19 protein-coding genes are annotated in these 20,060 nt (G+C 43.2%); 6 read left to right on the top strand and 13 right to left on the bottom strand.

Going from position 1 to position 20,060, the window contains the following annotated elements:
* Positions 1–256: 256 nt before the first annotated feature.
* Complete coding sequence (gene bcp / locus K7887_RS05095; RefSeq protein ID WP_223492494.1) at positions 257–724, bottom strand: thioredoxin-dependent thiol peroxidase; 468 nt, start codon at positions 722–724, stop codon at positions 257–259.
* Between the two features lie 138 nt (positions 725–862).
* Here bcp and K7887_RS05090 point away from each other — a divergent pair, with 138 nt between their 5' ends.
* Positions 863–1,021, top strand: coding sequence for a hypothetical protein (locus K7887_RS05090; protein ID WP_223492493.1), 159 nt, complete (start codon positions 863–865; stop codon positions 1,019–1,021).
* Positions 1,022–1,027: 6 nt separating this feature from the next.
* Here K7887_RS05090 and K7887_RS05085 read toward each other — a convergent pair whose 3' ends face one another.
* The 4 genes from K7887_RS05085 to K7887_RS05070 all read right to left on the bottom strand — a co-directional run bounded on the left by K7887_RS05085 (position 1,028) and on the right by K7887_RS05070 (position 4,292).
* The gene (locus K7887_RS05085) at positions 1,028–1,441 is read right to left on the bottom strand and encodes a potassium channel family protein (protein WP_010198147.1); all 414 of its coding nucleotides are present in this window, start codon (positions 1,439–1,441) and stop codon (positions 1,028–1,030) included.
* A 216-nt stretch (positions 1,442–1,657) separates the two neighbouring features.
* On the bottom strand, positions 1,658–2,443 hold the full coding sequence (locus K7887_RS05080; RefSeq protein WP_223492492.1) for an ABC transporter permease: 786 nt from the start codon (positions 2,441–2,443) through the stop codon (positions 1,658–1,660).
* A 3-nt stretch (positions 2,444–2,446) separates the two neighbouring features.
* A complete protein-coding gene (locus K7887_RS05075; protein WP_223492491.1) occupies positions 2,447–3,238 on the bottom strand; it encodes an ABC transporter permease in 792 nt (263 codons plus the stop codon).
* Positions 3,231–4,292 (bottom strand): ABC transporter ATP-binding protein, encoded by a 1,062-nt coding sequence (locus K7887_RS05070; protein WP_223492490.1) that lies wholly within the window; start codon positions 4,290–4,292, stop codon positions 3,231–3,233. Before K7887_RS05070 ends, K7887_RS05075 begins: the two co-directional genes overlap by 8 nt.
* Positions 4,293–4,499: 207 nt before the next feature.
* Between K7887_RS05070 and K7887_RS05065 the strand changes: the two genes are divergently transcribed.
* The 3 genes from K7887_RS05065 (at position 4,500) to K7887_RS05055 (ending at position 12,140) form a co-directional block, all read left to right on the top strand.
* Positions 4,500–5,795, top strand: a complete 1,296-nt coding sequence (locus K7887_RS05065) for a glutamate-1-semialdehyde 2,1-aminomutase (protein ID WP_223492489.1) — start codon at positions 4,500–4,502, stop codon at positions 5,793–5,795.
* A gap of 356 nt (positions 5,796–6,151) precedes the next feature.
* Positions 6,152–10,621 (top strand): glutamate synthase-related protein, encoded by a 4,470-nt coding sequence (locus K7887_RS05060; RefSeq protein WP_223492488.1) that lies wholly within the window; start codon positions 6,152–6,154, stop codon positions 10,619–10,621.
* A 421-nt stretch (positions 10,622–11,042) separates the two neighbouring features.
* Positions 11,043–12,140 carry an aromatic acid exporter family protein gene (locus tag K7887_RS05055; RefSeq protein WP_223492487.1) on the top strand — a complete coding sequence of 366 codons (1,098 nt, stop codon included), beginning with the start codon at positions 11,043–11,045 and terminating at the stop codon, positions 12,138–12,140.
* A gap of 269 nt (positions 12,141–12,409) precedes the next feature.
* On the opposite strand, the gene K7887_RS05050 is transcribed toward K7887_RS05055, so the two are convergent.
* From K7887_RS05050 to fabL, 5 genes are all read right to left on the bottom strand, one after another.
* The gene (locus tag K7887_RS05050; protein WP_317849236.1) at positions 12,410–14,155 is read right to left on the bottom strand and encodes an ABC transporter ATP-binding protein; all 1,746 of its coding nucleotides are present in this window, start codon (positions 14,153–14,155) and stop codon (positions 12,410–12,412) included.
* 306 nt (positions 14,156–14,461) lie between these two features.
* Positions 14,462–14,992 (bottom strand): nucleoside tri-diphosphate phosphatase, encoded by a 531-nt coding sequence (gene ntdP, locus K7887_RS05045; protein ID WP_010199009.1) that lies wholly within the window; start codon positions 14,990–14,992, stop codon positions 14,462–14,464.
* A 169-nt stretch (positions 14,993–15,161) separates the two neighbouring features.
* Entirely contained in the window at positions 15,162–15,461 is a 300-nt protein-coding gene (locus tag K7887_RS05040; RefSeq protein ID WP_223492486.1) for a YgaB family protein, read from the bottom strand.
* A gap of 251 nt (positions 15,462–15,712) precedes the next feature.
* Positions 15,713–15,916, bottom strand: a complete 204-nt coding sequence (locus tag K7887_RS05035; RefSeq protein ID WP_010199007.1) for a gamma-type small acid-soluble spore protein — start codon at positions 15,914–15,916, stop codon at positions 15,713–15,715.
* A gap of 82 nt (positions 15,917–15,998) precedes the next feature.
* Complete coding sequence (gene fabL, locus K7887_RS05030) at positions 15,999–16,748, bottom strand: enoyl-[acyl-carrier-protein] reductase FabL (RefSeq protein WP_223492485.1); 750 nt, start codon at positions 16,746–16,748, stop codon at positions 15,999–16,001.
* A gap of 111 nt (positions 16,749–16,859) precedes the next feature.
* On the opposite strand from fabL, the gene K7887_RS05025 reads away from it, so the two are divergent.
* A complete protein-coding gene (locus tag K7887_RS05025) occupies positions 16,860–17,084 on the top strand; it encodes a hypothetical protein (protein WP_088017394.1) in 225 nt (74 codons plus the stop codon).
* A gap of 43 nt (positions 17,085–17,127) precedes the next feature.
* Here the strand turns inward: K7887_RS05025 and mutY are convergent, their stop codons facing one another.
* Entirely contained in the window at positions 17,128–18,231 is a 1,104-nt protein-coding gene (mutY, locus tag K7887_RS05020) for an A/G-specific adenine glycosylase (RefSeq protein WP_223492484.1), read from the bottom strand.
* Positions 18,232–18,248: 17 nt separating this feature from the next.
* Positions 18,249–18,566, bottom strand: a complete 318-nt coding sequence (locus tag K7887_RS05015; RefSeq protein ID WP_223492483.1) for a hypothetical protein — start codon at positions 18,564–18,566, stop codon at positions 18,249–18,251.
* Between the two features lie 85 nt (positions 18,567–18,651).
* On the opposite strand from K7887_RS05015, the gene K7887_RS05010 reads away from it, so the two are divergent.
* A complete protein-coding gene (locus K7887_RS05010; RefSeq protein ID WP_223492482.1) occupies positions 18,652–19,638 on the top strand; it encodes a metal-dependent hydrolase in 987 nt (328 codons plus the stop codon).
* Between the two features lie 33 nt (positions 19,639–19,671).
* On the opposite strand, the gene K7887_RS05005 is transcribed toward K7887_RS05010, so the two are convergent.
* Positions 19,672–19,941, bottom strand: a complete 270-nt coding sequence (locus K7887_RS05005) for a YfhJ family protein (protein WP_223492481.1) — start codon at positions 19,939–19,941, stop codon at positions 19,672–19,674.
* Between the last annotated feature and the right edge of the window lie 119 nt (positions 19,942–20,060).

The following is a 20,060-nucleotide window of genomic DNA, read 5'->3' as shown; positions in this document are numbered from 1 at the left end:
GCAAAATAACCAATTTTTAAAATAATATTAATACTATGTATCCTTTATTAAGCTAACGTGCTTGTCCCACCGTTGGCTTTCTTTACTTTACCCATAATATATAAATTCATATCATAAAAAAGGAGTGTAAGCTTTATGCTCACACTCTAATCACGTCAACTTTTTGAGGAGGTATGCCCTACACTATAAAATACTCACCTAGGAGTCTTTTGTAGTTAGACGTTTGCCTTAATTATTGAAAAAAAGGCTTTTCCTCTTATAAGTTCTCTTTTATAAAGCTCAACGCCTCTTCCACATGGCCTTTCACTTTTACTTTTCTCCACTCTTTTACTAGTTCACCTTCTTTATTGATGATGAAGGTAGAACGTTCAATTCCCATATATTCTTTGCCGAAATTTTTCTTCAGCTTCCACACATCATAAAGTTCTGCCACTTCATGATCCTCGTCTACTAAGAGCATAAATGGCAAACCGTGTTTATCAATAAACTTTTCATGCCTTGATTGGGGATCTGGACTGACTCCAAGTACTACCGAGTCAAGATTCGAGAAGTCTTCATGCATATCACGGAAATCACACGCCTGTGTGGTGCATCCAGGGGTCATATCTTTTGGATAGAAATATAATACGACATTTTTGCCTTTAAAACTTGAAAGGGTAACCGTTTCCCCAGTATTGGAAAGCAGTGAAAAATCAGGGGCTTTTTTGCCAAGTTCAATTGTCATTACAAACTCCTCCTTATGTTTAGTCAGTTTATTTAAGACTAACGAAAGAAAGAAGAATTATCAAGAAATGCGGTGTCATACATATACTTTGTCAAATAACTTAAACTAATTAAAAATGAAAAGAATGGAGGAAGTGAAATGAAAAAAGAAGATGTACTTCATGAAGGGGCAGTAACAGAACATCATAAAGAAATCAGCGTTAACCAGAAGTCCATAGAGACTCCCTTGAACGCTGACGCCAACTGTCCGGAACCGATATCTGAGTTATCCAACCGTTTTCTAAATGAGGGGAATTAGTATAGTTTATCTCTCACGCCCGTCCATGTGCAGGACAACCCGGACCACAAAGGCTGCCGGCATGACAAAGCCTATTAATGCTTCTGTCATGGCAATGGCCCTGCCGATACCGATGGGTGTAATATCTCCGTACCCTACCGTCAATATGGTGATGGCACTGAAATAGACAGAGCGAAAGAAAATGGAAAAGTAACTTCCGCTGATTAGTTCGCCTCTTTCCAAAAGGACGGGGTGCCCTTCAATATGGAGAACAGTATATAAAAGACCAAATGAAAGCAGCAGTGTCGAGTATATCAACAGTAACAGAAGGAGTGTTTCTTTTGATACATAGGGTATACTTCTGCTTTCTGAAGAAAAAACATGGGAAAAGCTTATGAAAATAGCGATGAATATGAAGATGACGATAAATAAATAAAGCATCCTACTCCTCCAATGCGCGGACATGCCATTAGTACAATATACGCGGCGGAAGAGCGGGTATGCTTTTTTGTTGGTATAAAGTTTGATCGTTCCTTTTCGCTGCAGGCACTCGCTTTCCGCGGGGCGCTGCTTGAGCCTCCTCACTTCGCTTCAGGGGTCTCAAGCTACCGCTACCTCCCGCCGGAGTCGAGTGCCTTCCGCTTCAATCCACTATTTCTAATTTCCAGCACCTCTATATTTGGTTACGCCGACATTCCAGACAAATACAGATAGAACAAAGAATGCCACGCCGATAAATGGGGTCATAAACGCGTATCCATACCACTCGGACCTACCGAGGAAGTATGCAGACGGGTAGACACCGACAAAGGCAAATGGGAGTATCCAGGTCAGAACAAAGCGGATGACATTGTTGTAAATATCAACAGGATACCTTCCATAGTTTCCGATATTGTACATCATCGGCATGATCGATGTTCTGGCGTCTGACCAAAAACCGATGCTTGCAAGCAGGACGAATATTCCGGCATAGACAAGCGCTCCGCCAAGCACAAAGACTATTAATAGAAGATAATCGTACCAAGCAAAAGTGAGATCTAGCAGGTTGCCGGCATAGATCATGATGGCTGCACCTGTAAACACCCCAAATAATGATTCCAGCTCCATCCGCTCCAGTACAACTTGAAACAGGCTATGAATCGGCCTTGTCAGAATGCGGTCCATTTCCCCTTTTACAATATATCGTTCATTAAAATCCCAAATGTTAAAAAACGAGGAAAACAGAGCAAAAGGTATGAGGAAGAAGCCATAAATAAAGATGATTTCCTCCCTGCTCCAACCGCTCAAAAACTGTGTATGGCCAAAGACAACCAGGATAAACACCAGATTGACCGCCTGAAACAACAAGTCGGAGAGGATTTCCACCACAAGGTCAGCTCTGTATTGGAACCGTGTTTTTAAATATTGGCCAATGTATTGAAAAAACATCGAAACATAAAACATTCCTCACCCTCCTTGCACGACTAGTTGTTTTTTTGCCAGATTCCACAGCAATTGAATCGGGATAATCAGGATGAATACCCAGACCACCTGCATGAATAAGGCCTGAAATACCGCATTCCCTGTAATGCCCTCTGTAAAAATCATACTCGGGATATAACTGATTGCCTGAAACGGCAGAAAGCTCATGACATCTTGTGCCCATAACGGGTAAAAGCTGATTGGTAACAACAACCCTGAAAACAGATCAATGACGACACGCTTGGCACGGATAAGTCCGTCATTATTAAATAGGAAGAACGTCATAATCCCTGTCAGCAGGTTGATTTGTGTGTTCACGATAAAGCTAAAGATAATCGAAATACCGAAAAGTCCCCATGTAGCAATGTTTGCGGAGAATTCCAATGGAAAGACCAGTGCCACAATGACCATCCCTGGTACTGAGAAAAATGCCAGGCGGAAAATCCCTTCTCCAAGTCCCTGCATGGTTTTCATGCCAAGGTAGTTATACGGCCTGATCAATTCGACGGCAACCTTTCCTTCCTTTATCTCCTGTGCAATTTCTCGGTCTATATTATTAAAATAAAATGCACGAGCCATCCAAGCGACAGCGACATATGTTGTCATTTGAATGGTGGAGATGCCTTGGATATCTTCTTTTCCACTATAGATCGCCTGCCAAAGAAAATAATAGGCTCCGATATTAATGCTATAAATAAGAATCCCAGAGTAATAGTTCGTCCGATACGCTAGCATCATTAAAAAGCGAATGCGTATCATTTCAATATACTTATCCATGAGTGACCACCGGCAGCTTTTCGGAGGTTGGTTCCGTGCCAGCCCCGGCCACCATTCCCTTATCATAAATATTGCGGATAATTTCCTCTGTGGAAATCTCTTGAATGGTGAGATCTGTGATGGCAAATTGACCTACTACCCTGCCAATAAGTTCAGAAATTTCCTCTTCTTCTTTCGAAACAACAGCGCTCCAAATTGTTTCTTTTCCTTCATTTTTCCAGAGCACTTCAAGATCTGGAGTCAGCGGGGTGAGTTGTTCTTCTGTCACGTTTTGAGCGAACTGGAATCGAATCTGCTTTCCTTCTCCCCAGTTGTTACGAAGCTTTTGGAGTGAACCATCATAAATGACTTTTCCTTCATCTAACATGACCACTCGCTCGCAGAGTGCTTCGATGTCTGCCATGTCATGCGTGGTTAATAGAATGGTTGTTTTATATTTTTCGTTTATTTCTTTCAAAAACTGGCGGATCTTAAGCTTTACCAATACATCCAAGCCGATTGTCGGCTCGTCCAAGAAAAGTAGTGGAGGATTGTGAATGAGCGCTGCAGCCAGTTCACAACGCATCCGCTGTCCAAGCGACAGCTTTCGTACCGGCTTATCGAGGAGATGGCCGATATCGAGCGTTTTAATGACATGTTCCATATGCTCGTTGTAATCCTCGTCTGAGACCTTATATACTTTTTTCAGGAGGCGGAACGATTCTTGAACCGCGATGTCCCACCAAAGCTGGGAGCGCTGACCGAATACAACACCAATCGAACGGACAAACTCTTCTCTTTCTTTATGGGGGTTCATGCCATTAACGCGAACGGTCCCGGATGTCGGAGTGAGAATTCCTGTCAGCATTTTAATGGTGGTCGACTTTCCTGCACCATTCTCCCCGATGTACCCTACCATTTCCCCTTGTTTAATGGTAAAAGAAACATCGTTGACAGCTGGCACTATTTTATAGTTTCTCGTAAAAAGATCGCGGAACGCTCCCTTTAAACCAGAACGACTAGAATATGCTTTAAACTCTTTGCGAAGTGCATTCACTTCTATGACATTATGCATCTAGGTTACTTCCTTTCTTTTATATGAACATTTGAAGATTACTCTTTTGAAAAAAGCTCATAGAGACTAGTGTATTACAAGTGAGGGGGAACACTCAAACGGGAAGCTTTGGGAATTCCGTTTTCCATTACATCGCTACCACATTCATGATAAAATAACGTATCATTTCTTTTACCAAACAAATGAACCAGGAGGATTCAATTAAATATGAACTTTTCTAAATCACAACAAATACACGAAGAAGCCCTGCAACATATCGTCGGCGGTGTGAACAGCCCGTCACGTTCCTATAAAGCGGTTGGCGGCGGTGCACCGGTAGTAATGGAACGCGCTGAAGGAGCTTATTTCTGGGATGTGGACGGCAACAAATACATCGACTATCTGGCAGCATACGGCCCGATCATCACTGGCCATGCCCATCCTCATATAACAGAAGCCATTACAAAAGCGGCACAAACTGGGGTCCTATACGGAACGCCAACTCCCCATGAAGTGAAATTCGCGAAAATGCTCAAAGAAGCGATGCCTGGAATGGACAAGGTTCGTTTCGTCAACTCCGGTACGGAAGCAGTAATGACGACCATCCGCGTGGCACGTGCCTACACAGGTCGCGACAAAATTATCAAGTTTGCCGGCTGCTATCATGGACATTCGGATCTTGTTCTAGTTGCAGCAGGATCTGGTCCGGCAACACTTGGTACACCAGATTCCGCGGGAGTACCAAAGAGCATTGCCAATGAAGTCATCACGGTTCCTTTCAACGATATCGAACCGTTCCGTGAAGCCATGGAAAAATGGGGCGACCAGATTGCGGGCGTACTTGTAGAGCCAATCGTCGGTAACTTTGGTATCGTGGAACCGAAACCTGGCTTCCTTCAAGCAGTTAACGACATCAGTCATGAAGCTGGGGCTCTAGTTATCTATGATGAAGTTATTACAGCATTCCGCTTTATGTATGGCGGAGCACAGGACATGCTTGGAATCACACCTGACCTGACGGCGCTAGGAAAAATCATCGGCGGCGGACTTCCGATTGGTGCATACGGCGGCCGCGCAGAGATTATGGAGAAAGTTGCACCACTTGGCCCTGCATATCAGGCAGGAACCATGGCAGGTAACCCGGCATCCATTTTATCAGGAATTGCCTGCTTGGAAGTTCTCCAAAAAGAAGGAGTCTACGAACATCTTGATCATATCGGCCGCTTGCTGGAAGAAGGCATTCTGGAAAGAGCAGAAAAGTACGGAATTACCATTACCATCAACCGCCTCAAAGGAGCACTTACCATCTACTTTACGGATGAAACAGTAGTCAACTATGAACAGGCGGAAAATACAGATGGCGAACAGTTTGCTAAGTTTTTCAAACTGATGCTGAATCAAGGAATCAACCTTGCCCCTTCTAAATACGAAGCATGGTTTGTGACAACCGAACATACCGAAGAAGATGTAAGAGTGACACTAGATGCAGTTAAGCACGCATTCAAAGAATTAGCGAATGCATAAATATACAAGACAGCGTGTACACATATGCGCTGTCTTTTTCTAAACCAAACCTTGAAAACGCTTACAAATAAACACTTTTTCTCCCCCTCCACTTGTATGACCTCTTCACTTTTTTGCATAAAAAATTGATTTTTATTGTTTGAAATGTTAGTATATAATTTAAAGTCTGAAAATTCCCTTATTTATTTTTCCTCACTTTTTACCTATTTATAAGAAAACCGCCGAGCTTACCTCACGCAGAACGTATAGCTACTACTATTTAACTGCACAGGTTTTTCTTATCAAACTATCAAACCACAGGAGGTGAATGGCTAGTTAGGGTCCCCACTTATATCCCTAGTTAACAGCCAATCCATATGAAAAATTGGAGTCCAAGTACATTTAAAGATTTTCACAACGCAGAACACGATGCATGTGGTATTGTATCCGCTATTGAAAAGAAAAGAATCCCAACAAAGAAAAATATTGATGACTGTATAGATGCTCTTGTCAAAATGAATCACCGTGCAGGTTTCATTAACGGTGAAGGTGATGGTGTCGGTATTCATATCGATATCCCCCGCGCACTCTGGAAGGAAAAGTTAGAGAAAGCTGATCAGGACGCTTCTCTTGTAAACCGCGAAGACTTCGTAGTCGGTCACTTCTTCATTAATCACCATGTAGATGTGGACCAGGTGAAAAAAGAGATTATAAGTATTTTAGAAAAAGAATCTCTTAAACTAGTTTTTGCATCTGACACGGTTACATCTTCTGAAGCATTAGGACCGATTGCCATCATTCAAGACCCGGTGTTCTGGCAGATTGCTTTAGTTTCAGAAAAAGAAGATTGCACGCAAGCGCAGTTATTTCATGCTGCCATTGAGATCGAAAAAAATGATGACGTACATGTTGCGTCCCTATCCAACTATCATGCCGTTTACAAAGTAATGGGTGCCGGCGATATTTTGCCAAAATTCTATCATGACCTGGCAAACCCGCTTGTAGCATCTACTATGACGCTTGGACATAACCGCTATTCTACCAATACACTATCTAACTTTTTTCGCGTGCAACCATTTAGCGTCCTAGGTCATAACGGTGAGATCAATACGATCGCAAAGCTACGCGATGAAGCAACGATGATTGGCGTGCCGTTGACAAATGGCGGAAGTGACTCTCAGGACTTGAACAGAACAATCGATACACTGATTTCACGCGACGGATTCACACTATTTGAAGCGCTTGATATCGTCTTCCCGCCGATTGTCAATGAAATTAAAAGCTATCCTGCTCATTTACAGGACCTTTACACATATGTGCGTGAAACATGGGGCCATTTTGCACAAGGTCCTGCAGGTATCATCTCCCGCAATAAAGACGAAGCGGTATTTAGTCTAGATGCCCTTGGCTTGCGTCCAGTTTGGATGCTTCAGACAGAAACTTCGTATTATTTTTCATCAGAACCTGGTATCATTCCGACAACGGAATACACGGCAGAGCCGAAGCCTTTCTCTCCTGGTGAAAAAGTTGGGATGAAATGGGATGGCGATACAATTAAAGTGTATGACTATCATGCGTATCAGGAAGAAGTCTATCAGCGTATGAACAAGAAATTTGCTTTGGAAGGATTCGCTGAACGCCTGAATGCACCAAAACTTGATAGCTATGTTTCTACTGCTCCACTTGCAAAAGTGCATAACGGACATTACGCAGCTTTCGGTTGGGACCGTGAGCATATCCAGTTGATCGAACAGATGGCGGAAAAAGGTGCCGAACCTATCCGTTCCCTTGGTCATGACGTACCGCTTGCTGCCATGAATCCAGGCCGCAACAATATCGCCGATTTTATAAAAGAAAGCGTAGCGGTCGTAACGAATCCGGCAATTGACCGTGACCGCGAGACAGAACACTTTTCCACAAGAACGGTTCTTGGATCCCGTCCTGCCCTGCAAAAAGAAGACGAAGTACCAAATGGCTACACAATGGAACTTCTTTCTCCATTATTAGTAGAAGGCCAGGTTGGCATGGATTGCGCCGCAGAAATGGGGCAGCCTTCTTACGACCAAGTAGTAAACCAGTTCCACACACAAGGGCTGACCTATTACGTAAATGCTACCTGTGGTTCGGATGAAGATATCACGTCTGCATTGGACCGCTTAAAAGCGGAAGCGGTAGAAGCTGTAAAAGACGGCAAAACTTTATTGATCATTGATGATGCCCAAGCACATAAAGATGGCCAGCTTTGGATGGATCCGCATCTTGTGACGGCAGCCATTAACGAAGAGCTTGTCCAGCATCAGTATCGTCGTAAATGTGCACTAATGCTTCGTTCCGGTGCCATTCGTTCCCTTCATGATGTGATGGTGGCAATCGGACTTGGGGCAAATGCCATCAGTCCATACCTGTTGTTTGGTACGGTGAGTGATGACACTACAAAGCCTGTTGTGAACCTTTTCGGGGCACTGACTAAAGGAATGGAAAAAGTAATCTCTACCATCGGAATTCATGAATTACGAGGATACGGTCGCTTGTTCTCGGCAATCGGACTTCATAAAGAAGTCGAGGATGCCCTTGGAATCGTCAATTTCCTTGGCTCTGATAAACTTGGCTTTAATTTTACAAAATTAAAAGAGGATGCTGCAGATCGTGCAGTGGACTTTGAAGATGAAAAGGCGCGTCCAGGCAAATCGTTCCATCTCTTCCCTCGTATCTGGAAAGCAATTGGGGACGTGGCGAAGAACGGAACATACGATGACTATCGTGAAAAACTGGATGAACAAGAAACGAAAAACCCTATCACCATCCGTCATTTGACTGACTTGAAGGTCGCCGGCAAACAACCTGCAAAAGAAAAAGTGAATATCGGGGTTGGCGCACATGATTTGCCATTCGTTATCGCTTCCATGTCCTTCGGTTCTCAAAACGAGATTGCGTTCAGAGCTTATGCGGAAGCTGCAGATAAACTGAACATGGTCAGCCTGAATGGTGAGGGCGGCGAGATCAAAGATATGCTTGGAAAATATCCAAAAACGCGCGGTCAACAAGTTGCCTCCGGACGTTTTGGAGTAAATGCCGAGCTGCTTAACTCCTCCAACCTATTGGAAATCAAGATTGGGCAAGGAGCAAAGCCTGGTGAAGGTGGACATCTACCTGGATCTAAGGTTACAGCTAAAATCGCCGAAGCACGTAATGCAACAATTGGATCAGATTTAATCTCACCATCCAATAACCATGACATCTACTCTATTGAAGACTTAGCGCAAATGATTGCCGAGCTAAAAACAGCCAACGACCAGGCGAAGGTTGCCGTGAAAGTACCGGTTGTTCCTAATATCGGAACGATTGCAGTCGGAATCGCAAAAGCTGGTGCCGACATCATTACCATCAGTGGTTTTGACGGCGGTACAGGGGCAGCAAGAATCCATGCTCTTCAATATGTAGGCTTACCTGTTGAAATTGGTGTGAAAGCTGCGCATAACGCGTTGATTGAATCCGGTCTCCGCAACAAAGTGGAAATATGGGCGGACGGCGGAATCAAGAGCGCACTGGATTGCATGAAGGTTATGCTTTTAGGGGCGAACCGCATTGGATTCGGAACTCTGTCCATGATCGCCATCGGTTGTACAACATGCCGCGGCTGTCACTTGGATACATGTCACGTTGGAATCGCAACGCAAATCGAATCCGAAGCACAAGCAAAAGATCACGGCCTGCGCCGCTTTGTTCCTAGACAATCAGATCTTGCCGTACAAGGCTTGATGAACCTGTTCACTGCTTTTGGTGAAGAACTGAAAGCATTAACCGCTTCTTTAGGCTTTGACAACCTGCAAGAAATCGTCGGTCGCTCTGATCTTCTTGAACAGACGCGCGGCTTGGAATCACTGGACCTTTCCAACTTGCTTCATACGTTAGACGTACCGCAGCTTGCACAAAAAGAAGTGGCGGCAAGCATGGAAAAAGAAAAGCTTCTTGTTGCAGCTGGTGCAGAGTATCTGGATTACCAAGAAAGCGACCTGCATGAATCCCGTCAATTTGATGCGGTAACAGCAGAACAACGTGTCCTTGGTAGCCGAGTTTCCTGCCACCGTGTACGAGGACGTTTGGATGGCTCATACCTGGAGCTTCCTGAAGTGGAACTTCGCTACAACAAAGGCTCTATTCCTGGTAACGGACTTGGCGCCTACAACTCCACCGGTATCAACATTAAAGTTGAGGGTGGCGCACAGGATGGTATCGGAAAAACGGCATTCGGCGGTAGCATCTTCGTCTTCAAATATAAAGGAAAAGACGGAAAGTTCTATAACGGTTCTGTCGGAAAAGGCTTTGGCTACGGCGCACAAAAAGGTGCACTTGTTGTTCAAGGAAACGCCGATGCCCGCGCAGGGATCCGTCTATCCGGAGCTGACATGATCATCGGCGGGAAAGTTACCACTCCTATCCCAGCTGTTGAACATGGTAACCTTGGAGTCAACGCCAATATTAAAGGCTTTGCGTTTGAATATATGACAAATGGCCGCGGCCTTGTCCTTGGTGACCCTGGCCCATGGATCTGCGCAGGTATGACAGGTGGAGCCGTCTACCTTCGCCACCAGCCAGAAATGGGCTTGACGAAAGAAGCACTTCAACGCCGTATCGCAAAAGGTGCAAAAGTGAATATCGAACCATTGAATGCAGCTGGTTTGAAAGATGTTGAGGAATTGCTTTCCATCTATCATCAATCACTGCTAGATCAACACCAACTAGAAGAAGCCGCAGAAATCAAGCAAATGCTCGACAACCCGGCAGACTTCTTCCTGCAAGTCAATCCTGTCAAAGAACAGGCAGACCCAGCAGTATCCACAGAATGATTAATCTCTTTACTACAGCCCGCAAACTTCAATTTGCGGGCTTTTTTTCTAGAAAAAAGCTTAGTGAGTTGTAGTAACCTTGTTGATTGCAGTGAAAGGCGCGCAGACGCCCGCGGGAGGAAGGGACAGGTGAGACCCCACAGGCGAAAGCCGAGGAGGCTCACGGACCGCCCGCAGGCAAGCGAAGCGCCTGGAACGGAAATCAACAAAGTAAGAGCGAATTCTAAAATTAGAAAGTCCTGCAAAGTTCGATTTGCGGGCTTTTTTCTGTCATATTTCCGCTTGCGCTACTTAAGGAAACCGTGTATAGTACAATATCGAATAACATGATTACCACGCTTCCGACATATACTATTAAGTGTTTAACTTTTGTAAGAACAGGCTATAAAATTCGGAAAGACAAGAAAGGACTTATTTTAAAATGAAACTTGGTGCCCGTATAGTCAAGACCGGTATCGCGATCACCCTTGCTTTGTTTGTGGCACAGTGGCTCAACGTCCCCACGCCCTTCTTTGCAGGAATCGCAGCGATCTTTGCTATCCAACCATCCATCTATAAATCGTATCAATCCATTATCGAGCACGTTCAGGCAAACCTGATTGGGGCAATCTTAGCCATCATCTTTTCCTTACTATTCGGACATGACCCTTTTATCATTGGTTTGACCGCCATCTTTGTCATTGGAATCAACTTAAAACTTAAAATTGAAAATACAATCCCATTAGCACTTGTGACCGTCATCGCGATTATGGAAAGTCCCGGGGAAAACTTTTTTGAATTTGCCCTGATACGTTTTTCCACCGTCATGATCGGTATCCTATGTGCATTTCTAGTCAACCTGATCTTTTTACCTCCGAAGTACGAAACAAGACTTTATTACAAGGTGAAATTAACGACAGAAGACATTTTAAAGTGGATCCGAATCAACATGCGTCATGGTACGGAACATCATCTCTTAAAAACAGATATTGAGATGCTGCACCAGCGAGTGCTGAAGCTTGAACAACTTTTCATGCTATATAAGGAAGAACGGACATACTTCCCTACTCTGAAAAAATCAAGTTCAAAAGCACGCAAACTGGTTATTTTCAGACAGCTGATTGTTACCAGTAACCGCGCATTGTATACTTTGAAAATGCTACACCGGTTAGAAAACGAACTGCACCACATGCCGGTTGAGTATCAACATTACATTAAAGCTGAGTTGGACCACTTGGTTAACCTGCACGAACAGATCTTGTTAAAATTCGTAGGGAAAATAAAGCAGCACAACACTTCAGAAATGTATGAAGAAGAACGCTTTAACAAACAGCAATTTATTGATGAGTTTATGGTCCATAAAGACAACTGGTGTGAATACGAAGGCGACGTAGAAGTCTGGTACCACCTTTTCCCGCTCGTATCCAAGATTATTGATTATAGCGACCAATTGGAGCATTTAGACAAGTTGATTGACAGCTTCCAAAAATACCATGTGGATGATAATGAGTTTGAAATTGGAGCGAATGAAGAAGAATAGGACACTTTCCTGCTTTTTAGAAGGCAGGGAGGTGTTTTTTTATGGGGAAAATTGCTTAATTGTCGAAGGTGGCTTGGGAAATGTAGAAGGTAATCAGGGAAATGTAGAAGGTCGGCTGTGAACGGTAGAACATTACCACTAAAGTGGTAGAAGGTCGCCTCTAAATGGTAGAACCCTCAAAAACGTGGTGGAAATCTCGCACAACAAAACCTCTCCCAAAAATAAAAAACCAACCTCCAGCAGATCTGCTAAAGGTTGGCTCTCAAAAATTAACTTATCTCTTGTATCGTAAACAAATTATAATAGTGTCCTTTTTTCCTCATTAATTCTTCATGCGAACCGACTTCCACAATCTCACCGTGCTCAAGCAGCACAATGCGGCTCGCATGGGTGATGGTGGACAGGCGGTGGGCAACAACAAAAGTTGTCCGGTTGGCAGCCAAACGCTCTAGCGACTCCTGAATCAAATGTTCACTCTCAAGATCAAGTGCAGATGTTGCTTCATCCATGACAAGGATTGGCGGATTTTTTAAGAATACACGCGCGATGGCCACACGCTGTTTCTGTCCACCGGAAAGCTTCACACCGCGCTCTCCCACCTTCGTTTCGTAGCCCTCCGGCAAGTTCGAGATAAATTCATGAGCATTGGCCGCTTTGGCCGCTTCAATAATCTCATCCATTGTTGCCTCCGGTTTTCCAAGGGCAATATTATCACGAACGGTATCACTGAACAAAATGCTGTCCTGAAGTACAATCCCGATTTGTTTCCGTAACGACTGAACGGTAACATCGCGAATGTCCACTCCATCGAGCTTGATTTTACCTTCTGTTACATCATAGAACCGCGGCAACAAGCTTACCAAGGTCGACTTTCCACCACCGCTCATCCCGACTAGGGCAATGGTTTCTCCTTCCCTTACTTGCAACGACAGGTTCTTCAAAACATACTCTTCATTTTTTTCATATTTAAAAGAAACATTTTCAAAGCTCACTTCACCGCGTGCTGTCTTACATTCCACCGCATTCGGCTTATCAGTAATATCATATTTTTCATCCACAAATTCAAACACTCTGTCCATGGATGCAATGGATTGCGTCAATGTTGTCGAAGAGTTAATCAATCGGCGCAAAGGATTGTAAAGGCGGTCAATATAAGCTACAAACATGACCATTTCCCCTACCGTCAGTCCCTGATTTATAACCTGATAGCCCGCGTAGCCGATTACTAGAAGCGGCGCAATATCCGTTATGGTATTCACTACTGCAAAAGTCTTTGCATTCCAGCTAGTGTGATCCAATGCTTTTTGCAGAAAGTTTGTGTTCTGTTTTTTAAACTGCTCTTGCTCGTAGTCCTCAATCGCCATACTTTGGATGACAGGCATTCCCTGGACTCTTTCATGCAAATGCCCTTGTACCTCTGCAAGGGCCTGTGAACGCACCCTTGTGAGGTGACGCAGACGACTGTAAAAGTATTTAATCGAGAATCCATAGAACGGGAACAACATGATAGACACAAGTGTCAACGTGATATCCACTTGGAACATAATGATGATGACAATTAATATGGTCGCAAGGTCGAGCCAAAAGTTCATCAAACCGGTGATGACAAAATTCTTGGTCTGTTCCACATCATGGATGACCCTTGAAATTACTTCCCCTGCCCGGTTGTTGGCATAAAAACGCAAGCTTAGCCTTTGAATATGATCGAACAACTTGTCCCTTAAATCATATAGCACCTTGCTGCCTGTCCATTGTGCAAAATATTGTCTGTAGTACTCGATTGGCGGTCTTAACACCAAAAAGGTCACAAAGATTGCCCCCATGATCATGAGCAGCTCGTTCGTTTTCTCCTCTGCTGACCGACCGTCGGCAAGTAAAATATCATCTACGACGTATTTCAATAATAAAGGAATTAATAATGGCAACCCGAATTTCAGCATACCTATAAGGATGGTACCGACAATTTGCCACCGGTATGGTTTCACAAATTGCATGTACCGTTTTATACTATCCAATTGACTTCCTCCCAAATGATGACTGCTAACTTTCTATTTAGCTTCCGCTTTTCAATTTGAAACATGTATGTATTTCTTAAATACGCCGCTGTTGATTTCCGCACTGGGCTTCGCTTTCCTAGGGGCGGTGCTTGAGCCTCCTCACAACGCTTCAGGGGTCTCAAGCTACCGCTATCTCCCTCAGGAGTCTTCGCCCTGTGCTCCAATCAACAGCTAGAGAACACTCATTACTTAAAGGGTGCTTTAACTCGCCATAAAACAAAAAAGGCCTGGCATATCAAGTTACCAGTTGCCTTTTGGATGAACCTATCCTCGGTAAGTGAGGTATCGCTCGTACCACAAATCAATAAAGTCGGGAGCAAACGGACCTTTTCGCTGCCTGATCCATGAGATCAACGTTTGAACATTACTCTTCAAGATTTTATCAATTACTTCTGGGTAGTTCATCTCTTTACGGTGTTTCTCGTACTCATCTTCATCCAATAAAATAAACGTCATGTCCGGGAATACTTTTATATCCAAGTCATAATCTATGTATTTCAACGCTTCATCATCCGCTATAAAGGGTGAACTGATGTTGCAATAATAGTACACTCCATCTTCTCTGATCATGCCGATGATATTGAACCAATGCTTTCCATGAAAATAACAAATCGCTGGTTCTCTTGTGACCCAGGTTCTACCGTCCGACTCTGTCACAATGGTTTTGTCGTTTCCACCAATAACAAGGTTTTGCGTCCCCTTAAGCACAGTCGTTTCATCCCATACTCTATGAATGTGACCATTGTGCTTATAGCTATGTATTTGTATTGTTTCACCTTCTTTGGGACAACCCATTCCTCTTCCCCTTCTTTCTATTTTATGCCCGCACTTCTCAGCTAAAAGCAAACCATTTTCTACTATTATAACGGTTCCCGTGAGATTTTAAAACAAAAGAGCCATCTTTATGAAAAGAAGATAGCTCCACCGTTCTAATTAAGCTCTGATTTAATAAGAAAATATTCGTTTAGATAGACTCTTGCAAATGAAAAGATTTAATTGCCTCTTCTGTTTGTGTTTCAAAAATTAATTGAATTTCCGCCAATTCCTCTTTCATTTTTTCTATATCCTCTTTCAACTTTCTCAGCTTTTCTGCTTCTTCCTTCAACTGTTCCAACTGCTCTATCGCCTTTTCGTTCCGTTCAATCTCCCCTTGAAGTAACAAAAGCCTATCCATCGTCTTCAACTGCTCTGCCACCGCCACATCAAACCTATCCACCACAAAATCCTCCTCCTTACCAAATACCATACCCTCTACCCATAACATTCTCCCCCACCCTTCCAAACCCTTTGACTACATATGTTGAGCTAAGGGAAGTTTTGTCGAGCAAAAAAATTTGCAAAAGGGGTCAGACCCCTACAGGAAAATCAACCCTAACGTCGAAGGCAGCAACCTCAGAAGAGTTTGTCTAAATTTGGCGAACGAAAAGGGGTCAGACCCCACAAGGATTTTCGCCCTCCACAACGAAGAAGCACTCCCTATCGGTTTGATAAGGAGTGCTTCGTGTTATTGCTTAATTATTGTTGTTGTTGGTTTTGTTGGTTCTTTTTCGCTGCAGATTGAGCGTTTTGTTGTTTCACGTGTTGCGCGCTAGTTTCGCTCGCATACTCAGCACCGTATTGTTGTTGTTGGTTTTGTTGAGCATTTTGTTGTTTCACGTGTTGTACGCTTGTACCAGAAGCTGTTTTACCTGCTTGGTTTTGTTGGTTGTTGTTTGCCATTGTTTATCACCTCCACGAAATTTAAGATAACCATTTCGAAAGGAAACTATGACAAAAAATAAAAAAATATTTTCTGTATATTTTAGACCAGTAAAGAACGGCCGCCATCAACGATAATCGTCTGTCCTCGAATCATGCTGGCCTGGTCAGATAGTAAAAATAGCACCGTATTCACAAGGTCATCAGGCTCTACCATACGTCCAGCAGGTGTATTATTCTTTGCATCCTCAAGCAACTCTTCTCTATTTGGGAAGTGTTTCAATGCATCTGTATCCACCGCTCCACCGGAAACTGCATTTACAACGATATTTTTATCTGCCAGCTCGACCGCTAGATAACGAGTCAATGCTTCGATTGCAGCCTTGGAAACTCCGACAGTCGTGTAATTTTTCAAATAACGGATAGATCCCAACGAACTAATGCTGACAATCTTTCCGCCGCCTACCTTCTCCATTCTTTTCGCAGCCTCCTGCGCTAAAAACAATAACGCCTTGGAATTGATATTCATCGTCCAATCCCAATGAGACTCCTCAAGTTCCATCACGTGGCGCAGCACACCTGATGCGGCGTTGCTCACCAATAAATCAAGGCGTCCGAACTCTTCATCAATTTTCACAAACATCTCTTTAATCTTTTCCGGCTGTCCTACATTCGCCTTCACAGTCAATGCCTTCACACCGAGCGCTTCGATTTCGGCTGCTGTTTCTTGTGCCGCTGTTTTACTGCGATTATAGTTGATGACAATGTTATAGCCGTCCTTAGCCAGCTCCAACGCAATTTTCTTGCCGATACCACGACTGCTTCCCGTTACTAATGCTACTTTATTTGTCATTTTCTCTACTCCTTTATGTATGGAAACTATATATAATATCTTTCAGTATAAGGCTTATTGATTCATCAAACAATAACAGCATATACATTGCCATAAAGGAGGCAGAAAGCTATGTACGTTGGACGTGACATGACCGAATTATCCATGCATTCCAAAAAAGAATGGAAAGACAGCGAACTGGCTTACTTTCACCATTCCTTGCAACAAATGGTTCCTTATTTAAATGCAGAGGGACAAAGCATTCACAGGGAGATTGTGAAAGAAATCGAAGCGCGTGGCGGATTTCAGCGTCATGAAGCAGATTGGACACATGGAACCCGTATAAGTTATGACTGAACATGCAAAAGGATCAACCGCTAATGGTTGATCCTTCTTAATTTCACTCTGTTTTAAGGTATTCTTTCCACATGTTTTGATGCGATACAGGAAAGGCAAGCTCCTTCATTTCCTCTGCCGTAACCGCAACAAGATCACTTCCCTCTAGAAGTTCTCCGTCCCAGCTTCCAACATACACATTCACATCCCATACTAAGTGAGAAAAAACATGCTTAATATCGCATACATATTCGCTTGGTGCCACGTTCAAACCATATTCCGTTTTCATCAATTGCTGTAACTGCTGCTTCGCCGTTCCAAGCTCATCTACCTTCACAAAATTAGGGAACTCCCAAAGGTTTGCCAATAAACCTTCACTTGGTCTCTTATGAATCAAAAACCGGCCATCTTTATCTTTAAAGATTCCTGCAACTAGCGCTACCTGCTTCGTTGACTTCTTTTTTGTTTTAACAGGAAGTTCTCGTTCAACTCCTTCTGCAAATGCACGGCAATGTTCGCGGACCGGACACAACAAACAGGATGGTGAGGTTGGTGTGCAGACCATTGCACCGAGTTCCATCAAACCTTGATTAAAAAAGGACGGGTTCTCTTTTGAAATAAGATCCCGAATGACCTCTTCAAAAACCTTCCGAGTCTTTGGCTTGGCAATATCATCTTGAATCAAAAGTATCCGAGATAATACGCGCATGACATTTCCATCGACGGCAGGTTCTGGGACACCATAAGCGATACTAAGAATAGCTCCTGTTGTGTATGGTCCCACTCCTTTTAAAGTGGAGATCTCCTTAGGTGTATTCGGGACAATGCCTCCATAGCTTTCATGAACCTCTCTTACGGCACTTTGCAAATTTCGGGCACGAGAATAGTAGCCAAGTCCTTCCCAAGCCTTTAATACCCTGTCTTCTTCTGCTTCAGCCAAGCTTTGGATGTTTGGGAATTGTTTTATAAAGGAATTAAAATAAGGGATAACTGTGTCCACTTTCGTCTGCTGGAGCATGATTTCTGACACCCATACTTTATAAGGGTCCTGATCCTTACGCCATGGAAGATCTCGTTGCTCCCGTTCAAACCAAGTAATTAAATCATCTTGAAAACCATATATATCAAAGTCATCTAGTCGTTCGTGATGGGTACTTTCTTTTTTCAAAATAAACCTCCATGTCTTTAGCTAGAAATTTTCAAGCCTATATATTCAACCGCGCCGGCTTCTGTATCAATGTATTGGGACAATTCATGAAAAACGTTGCTCTGTTGTGAACCTCGCAATGCTTTCATGGCAAAATAATGTGATTCGGTTGGAAGTAAAAAAGATTCACGATAATAAGCGGCTCCTTCTTCAGAACCTGCTTTTGTCCAGCGGTAATCATTTGCTCCCATTTGGTTCATTGCATGCAGAACCCGCTGCATCGTTTCTTCATATTGAAGAGTCACTGTTTCCTTTATAGGATATTGAATGAAAATATGCAACTGTTTTGTTATCATGTTTGAAAACACTCCTTTTGCATCAGACTAAATAGAAAAGAGATAAGCATCCGTTTCGAAGAAAAAACCGGAAGGAGGCCGACCATTGGATACTGGAACACATGTTGTAATGGGTATTGCAATCGGATCCATGGCTACCATAGATCCGTTTGTGGCAAGCAGCCCTGAAACAGCAACAGCTATCATGATTGGAGCAATAATTGGTTCACAGGCTCCTGACACGGATACCATTTTAAAATTCAGAAATAATGCGACATATATAAGAAATCACCGTGGAATCACGCATTCCATTCCAGCAGTGTGCCTCTGGCCGCTTCTTATTGCACCGGCCATTTATTTGTTCATTCCAGAAGCTAATTTTCTTTACTTATGGATTTGGACATTTATAGCGGTAATCCTTCATGTTTTTGTCGACATTTTCAACGCTTATGGGACACAGGCGCTCCGTCCTTTTACAAAAAGATGGGTCGCCCTCGGGATTATTAATACCTTTGATCCCGTCATATTTGGATTTCATATCGCCGGACTTGTCCTTTGGGGAGCTGGATTTCACCCTGGCTACACATTCTTGGCGATCTACGGCATATTGATTGCCTATTATGTGTTGCGATATCGAATGCAGCAAAAAGTGTTGCAACAAGTGAGGGAAATCATTCCAAGTGTGAAGCAAACCTTGATTTCACCGACACTTTATTGGAATCAATGGCATCTCGCGATTACAACTACAGACAATTTTTATGTAGCAAGAGCGGTTAAGTATCAGATTTTCATTCATGATACATTTGAAAAAGTACCGCTTCCGGAAAACGCCATTATCGAAGCTGCAAAATTCGACGACAATGTTTCCGCATTTCTTTCCTTCTCACCTGTATATAGATGGGAAATGGAAGAATACGATGATCATTATGAGGTTAGGTTCATCGATCTCAGGTACCGTAGCAAAGATTATTATCCTTTTGTGGCCATTGTACAGCTTGATCATGATTTGAATATCATTAGCTCCTACACAGGATGGATTTTTAGCGAGGAAAAGTTGCGAACGAAATTAGAAATCATCCCTAATATAGACTAAACCGCTCGCCCAAAGGATGGGCCGAGCGGTTTTTTAATGTGTCAAATGATCATCCGCATTCAAGAGATGCTTGTATTTTGGATTATTTGAAAAGAATTCATGAAGGCTATCTCCATGACGGTCAATGATTTGCATGACCATTCTCTCTGTCATGTCCTTTCCCTTATACTCATATCCTGCCTTTGCATAGGAGCTCTCAAAATCTTCCCATAAAAGCTCCACCCAGGTTCTCGCTTTATCATATGTTAATGCAGAATTCTTTTCCATCAGACGTTCTGCCAATCGTTCAAAATATTGCTCCATAAAAGTCACTCCGTTTTAGTTTTGGTTTAATTTCACTATGCTTATCATTACATATAATCACATCTAAAATCCAATATTAAAGATAGGTGTTGGGCCACACCGCCAGCATCCACTTACCG

This window comes from Sutcliffiella horikoshii (assembly GCF_019931755.1).
Taxonomy (GTDB): Bacteria; Bacillota; Bacilli; order Bacillales; family Bacillaceae_I; genus Sutcliffiella_A; species Sutcliffiella_A horikoshii_E.
This window is presented reverse-complemented; position numbering and strand designations above follow the sequence as displayed.

Coding starts and splice junctions, on each gene's coding strand:
- K7887_RS05005 (WP_223492481.1), bottom strand. CDS start 19,941: ATGGAGCAATATTTTGAACGATTGGCAGAACGTCTGATGGAAAAGAAT.
- K7887_RS05065 (WP_223492489.1), top strand. CDS start 4,500: ATGAACTTTTCTAAATCACAACAAATACACGAAGAAGCCCTGCAACAT.
- K7887_RS05040 (WP_223492486.1), bottom strand. CDS start 15,461: ATGTTATGGGTAGAGGGTATGGTATTTGGTAAGGAGGAGGATTTTGTG.
- K7887_RS05060 (WP_223492488.1), top strand. CDS start 6,152: ATGAAAAATTGGAGTCCAAGTACATTTAAAGATTTTCACAACGCAGAA.
- K7887_RS05070 (WP_223492490.1), bottom strand. CDS start 4,292: ATGCATAATGTCATAGAAGTGAATGCACTTCGCAAAGAGTTTAAAGCA.
- K7887_RS05075 (WP_223492491.1), bottom strand. CDS start 3,238: ATGGATAAGTATATTGAAATGATACGCATTCGCTTTTTAATGATGCTA.
- bcp (WP_223492494.1), bottom strand. CDS start 724: ATGACAATTGAACTTGGCAAAAAAGCCCCTGATTTTTCACTGCTTTCC.
- K7887_RS05035 (WP_010199007.1), bottom strand. CDS start 15,916: ATGGCAAACAACAACCAACAAAACCAAGCAGGTAAAACAGCTTCTGGT.
- K7887_RS05015 (WP_223492483.1), bottom strand. CDS start 18,566: ATGATAACAAAACAGTTGCATATTTTCATTCAATATCCTATAAAGGAA.
- K7887_RS05090 (WP_223492493.1), top strand. CDS start 863: ATGAAAAAAGAAGATGTACTTCATGAAGGGGCAGTAACAGAACATCAT.
- ntdP (WP_010199009.1), bottom strand. CDS start 14,992: ATGGGTTGTCCCAAAGAAGGTGAAACAATACAAATACATAGCTATAAG.
- fabL (WP_223492485.1), bottom strand. CDS start 16,748: ATGACAAATAAAGTAGCATTAGTAACGGGAAGCAGTCGTGGTATCGGC.
- K7887_RS05025 (WP_088017394.1), top strand. CDS start 16,860: ATGTACGTTGGACGTGACATGACCGAATTATCCATGCATTCCAAAAAA.
- K7887_RS05085 (WP_010198147.1), bottom strand. CDS start 1,441: ATGCTTTATTTATTTATCGTCATCTTCATATTCATCGCTATTTTCATA.
- K7887_RS05055 (WP_223492487.1), top strand. CDS start 11,043: ATGAAACTTGGTGCCCGTATAGTCAAGACCGGTATCGCGATCACCCTT.
- K7887_RS05080 (WP_223492492.1), bottom strand. CDS start 2,443: ATGTTTTATGTTTCGATGTTTTTTCAATACATTGGCCAATATTTAAAA.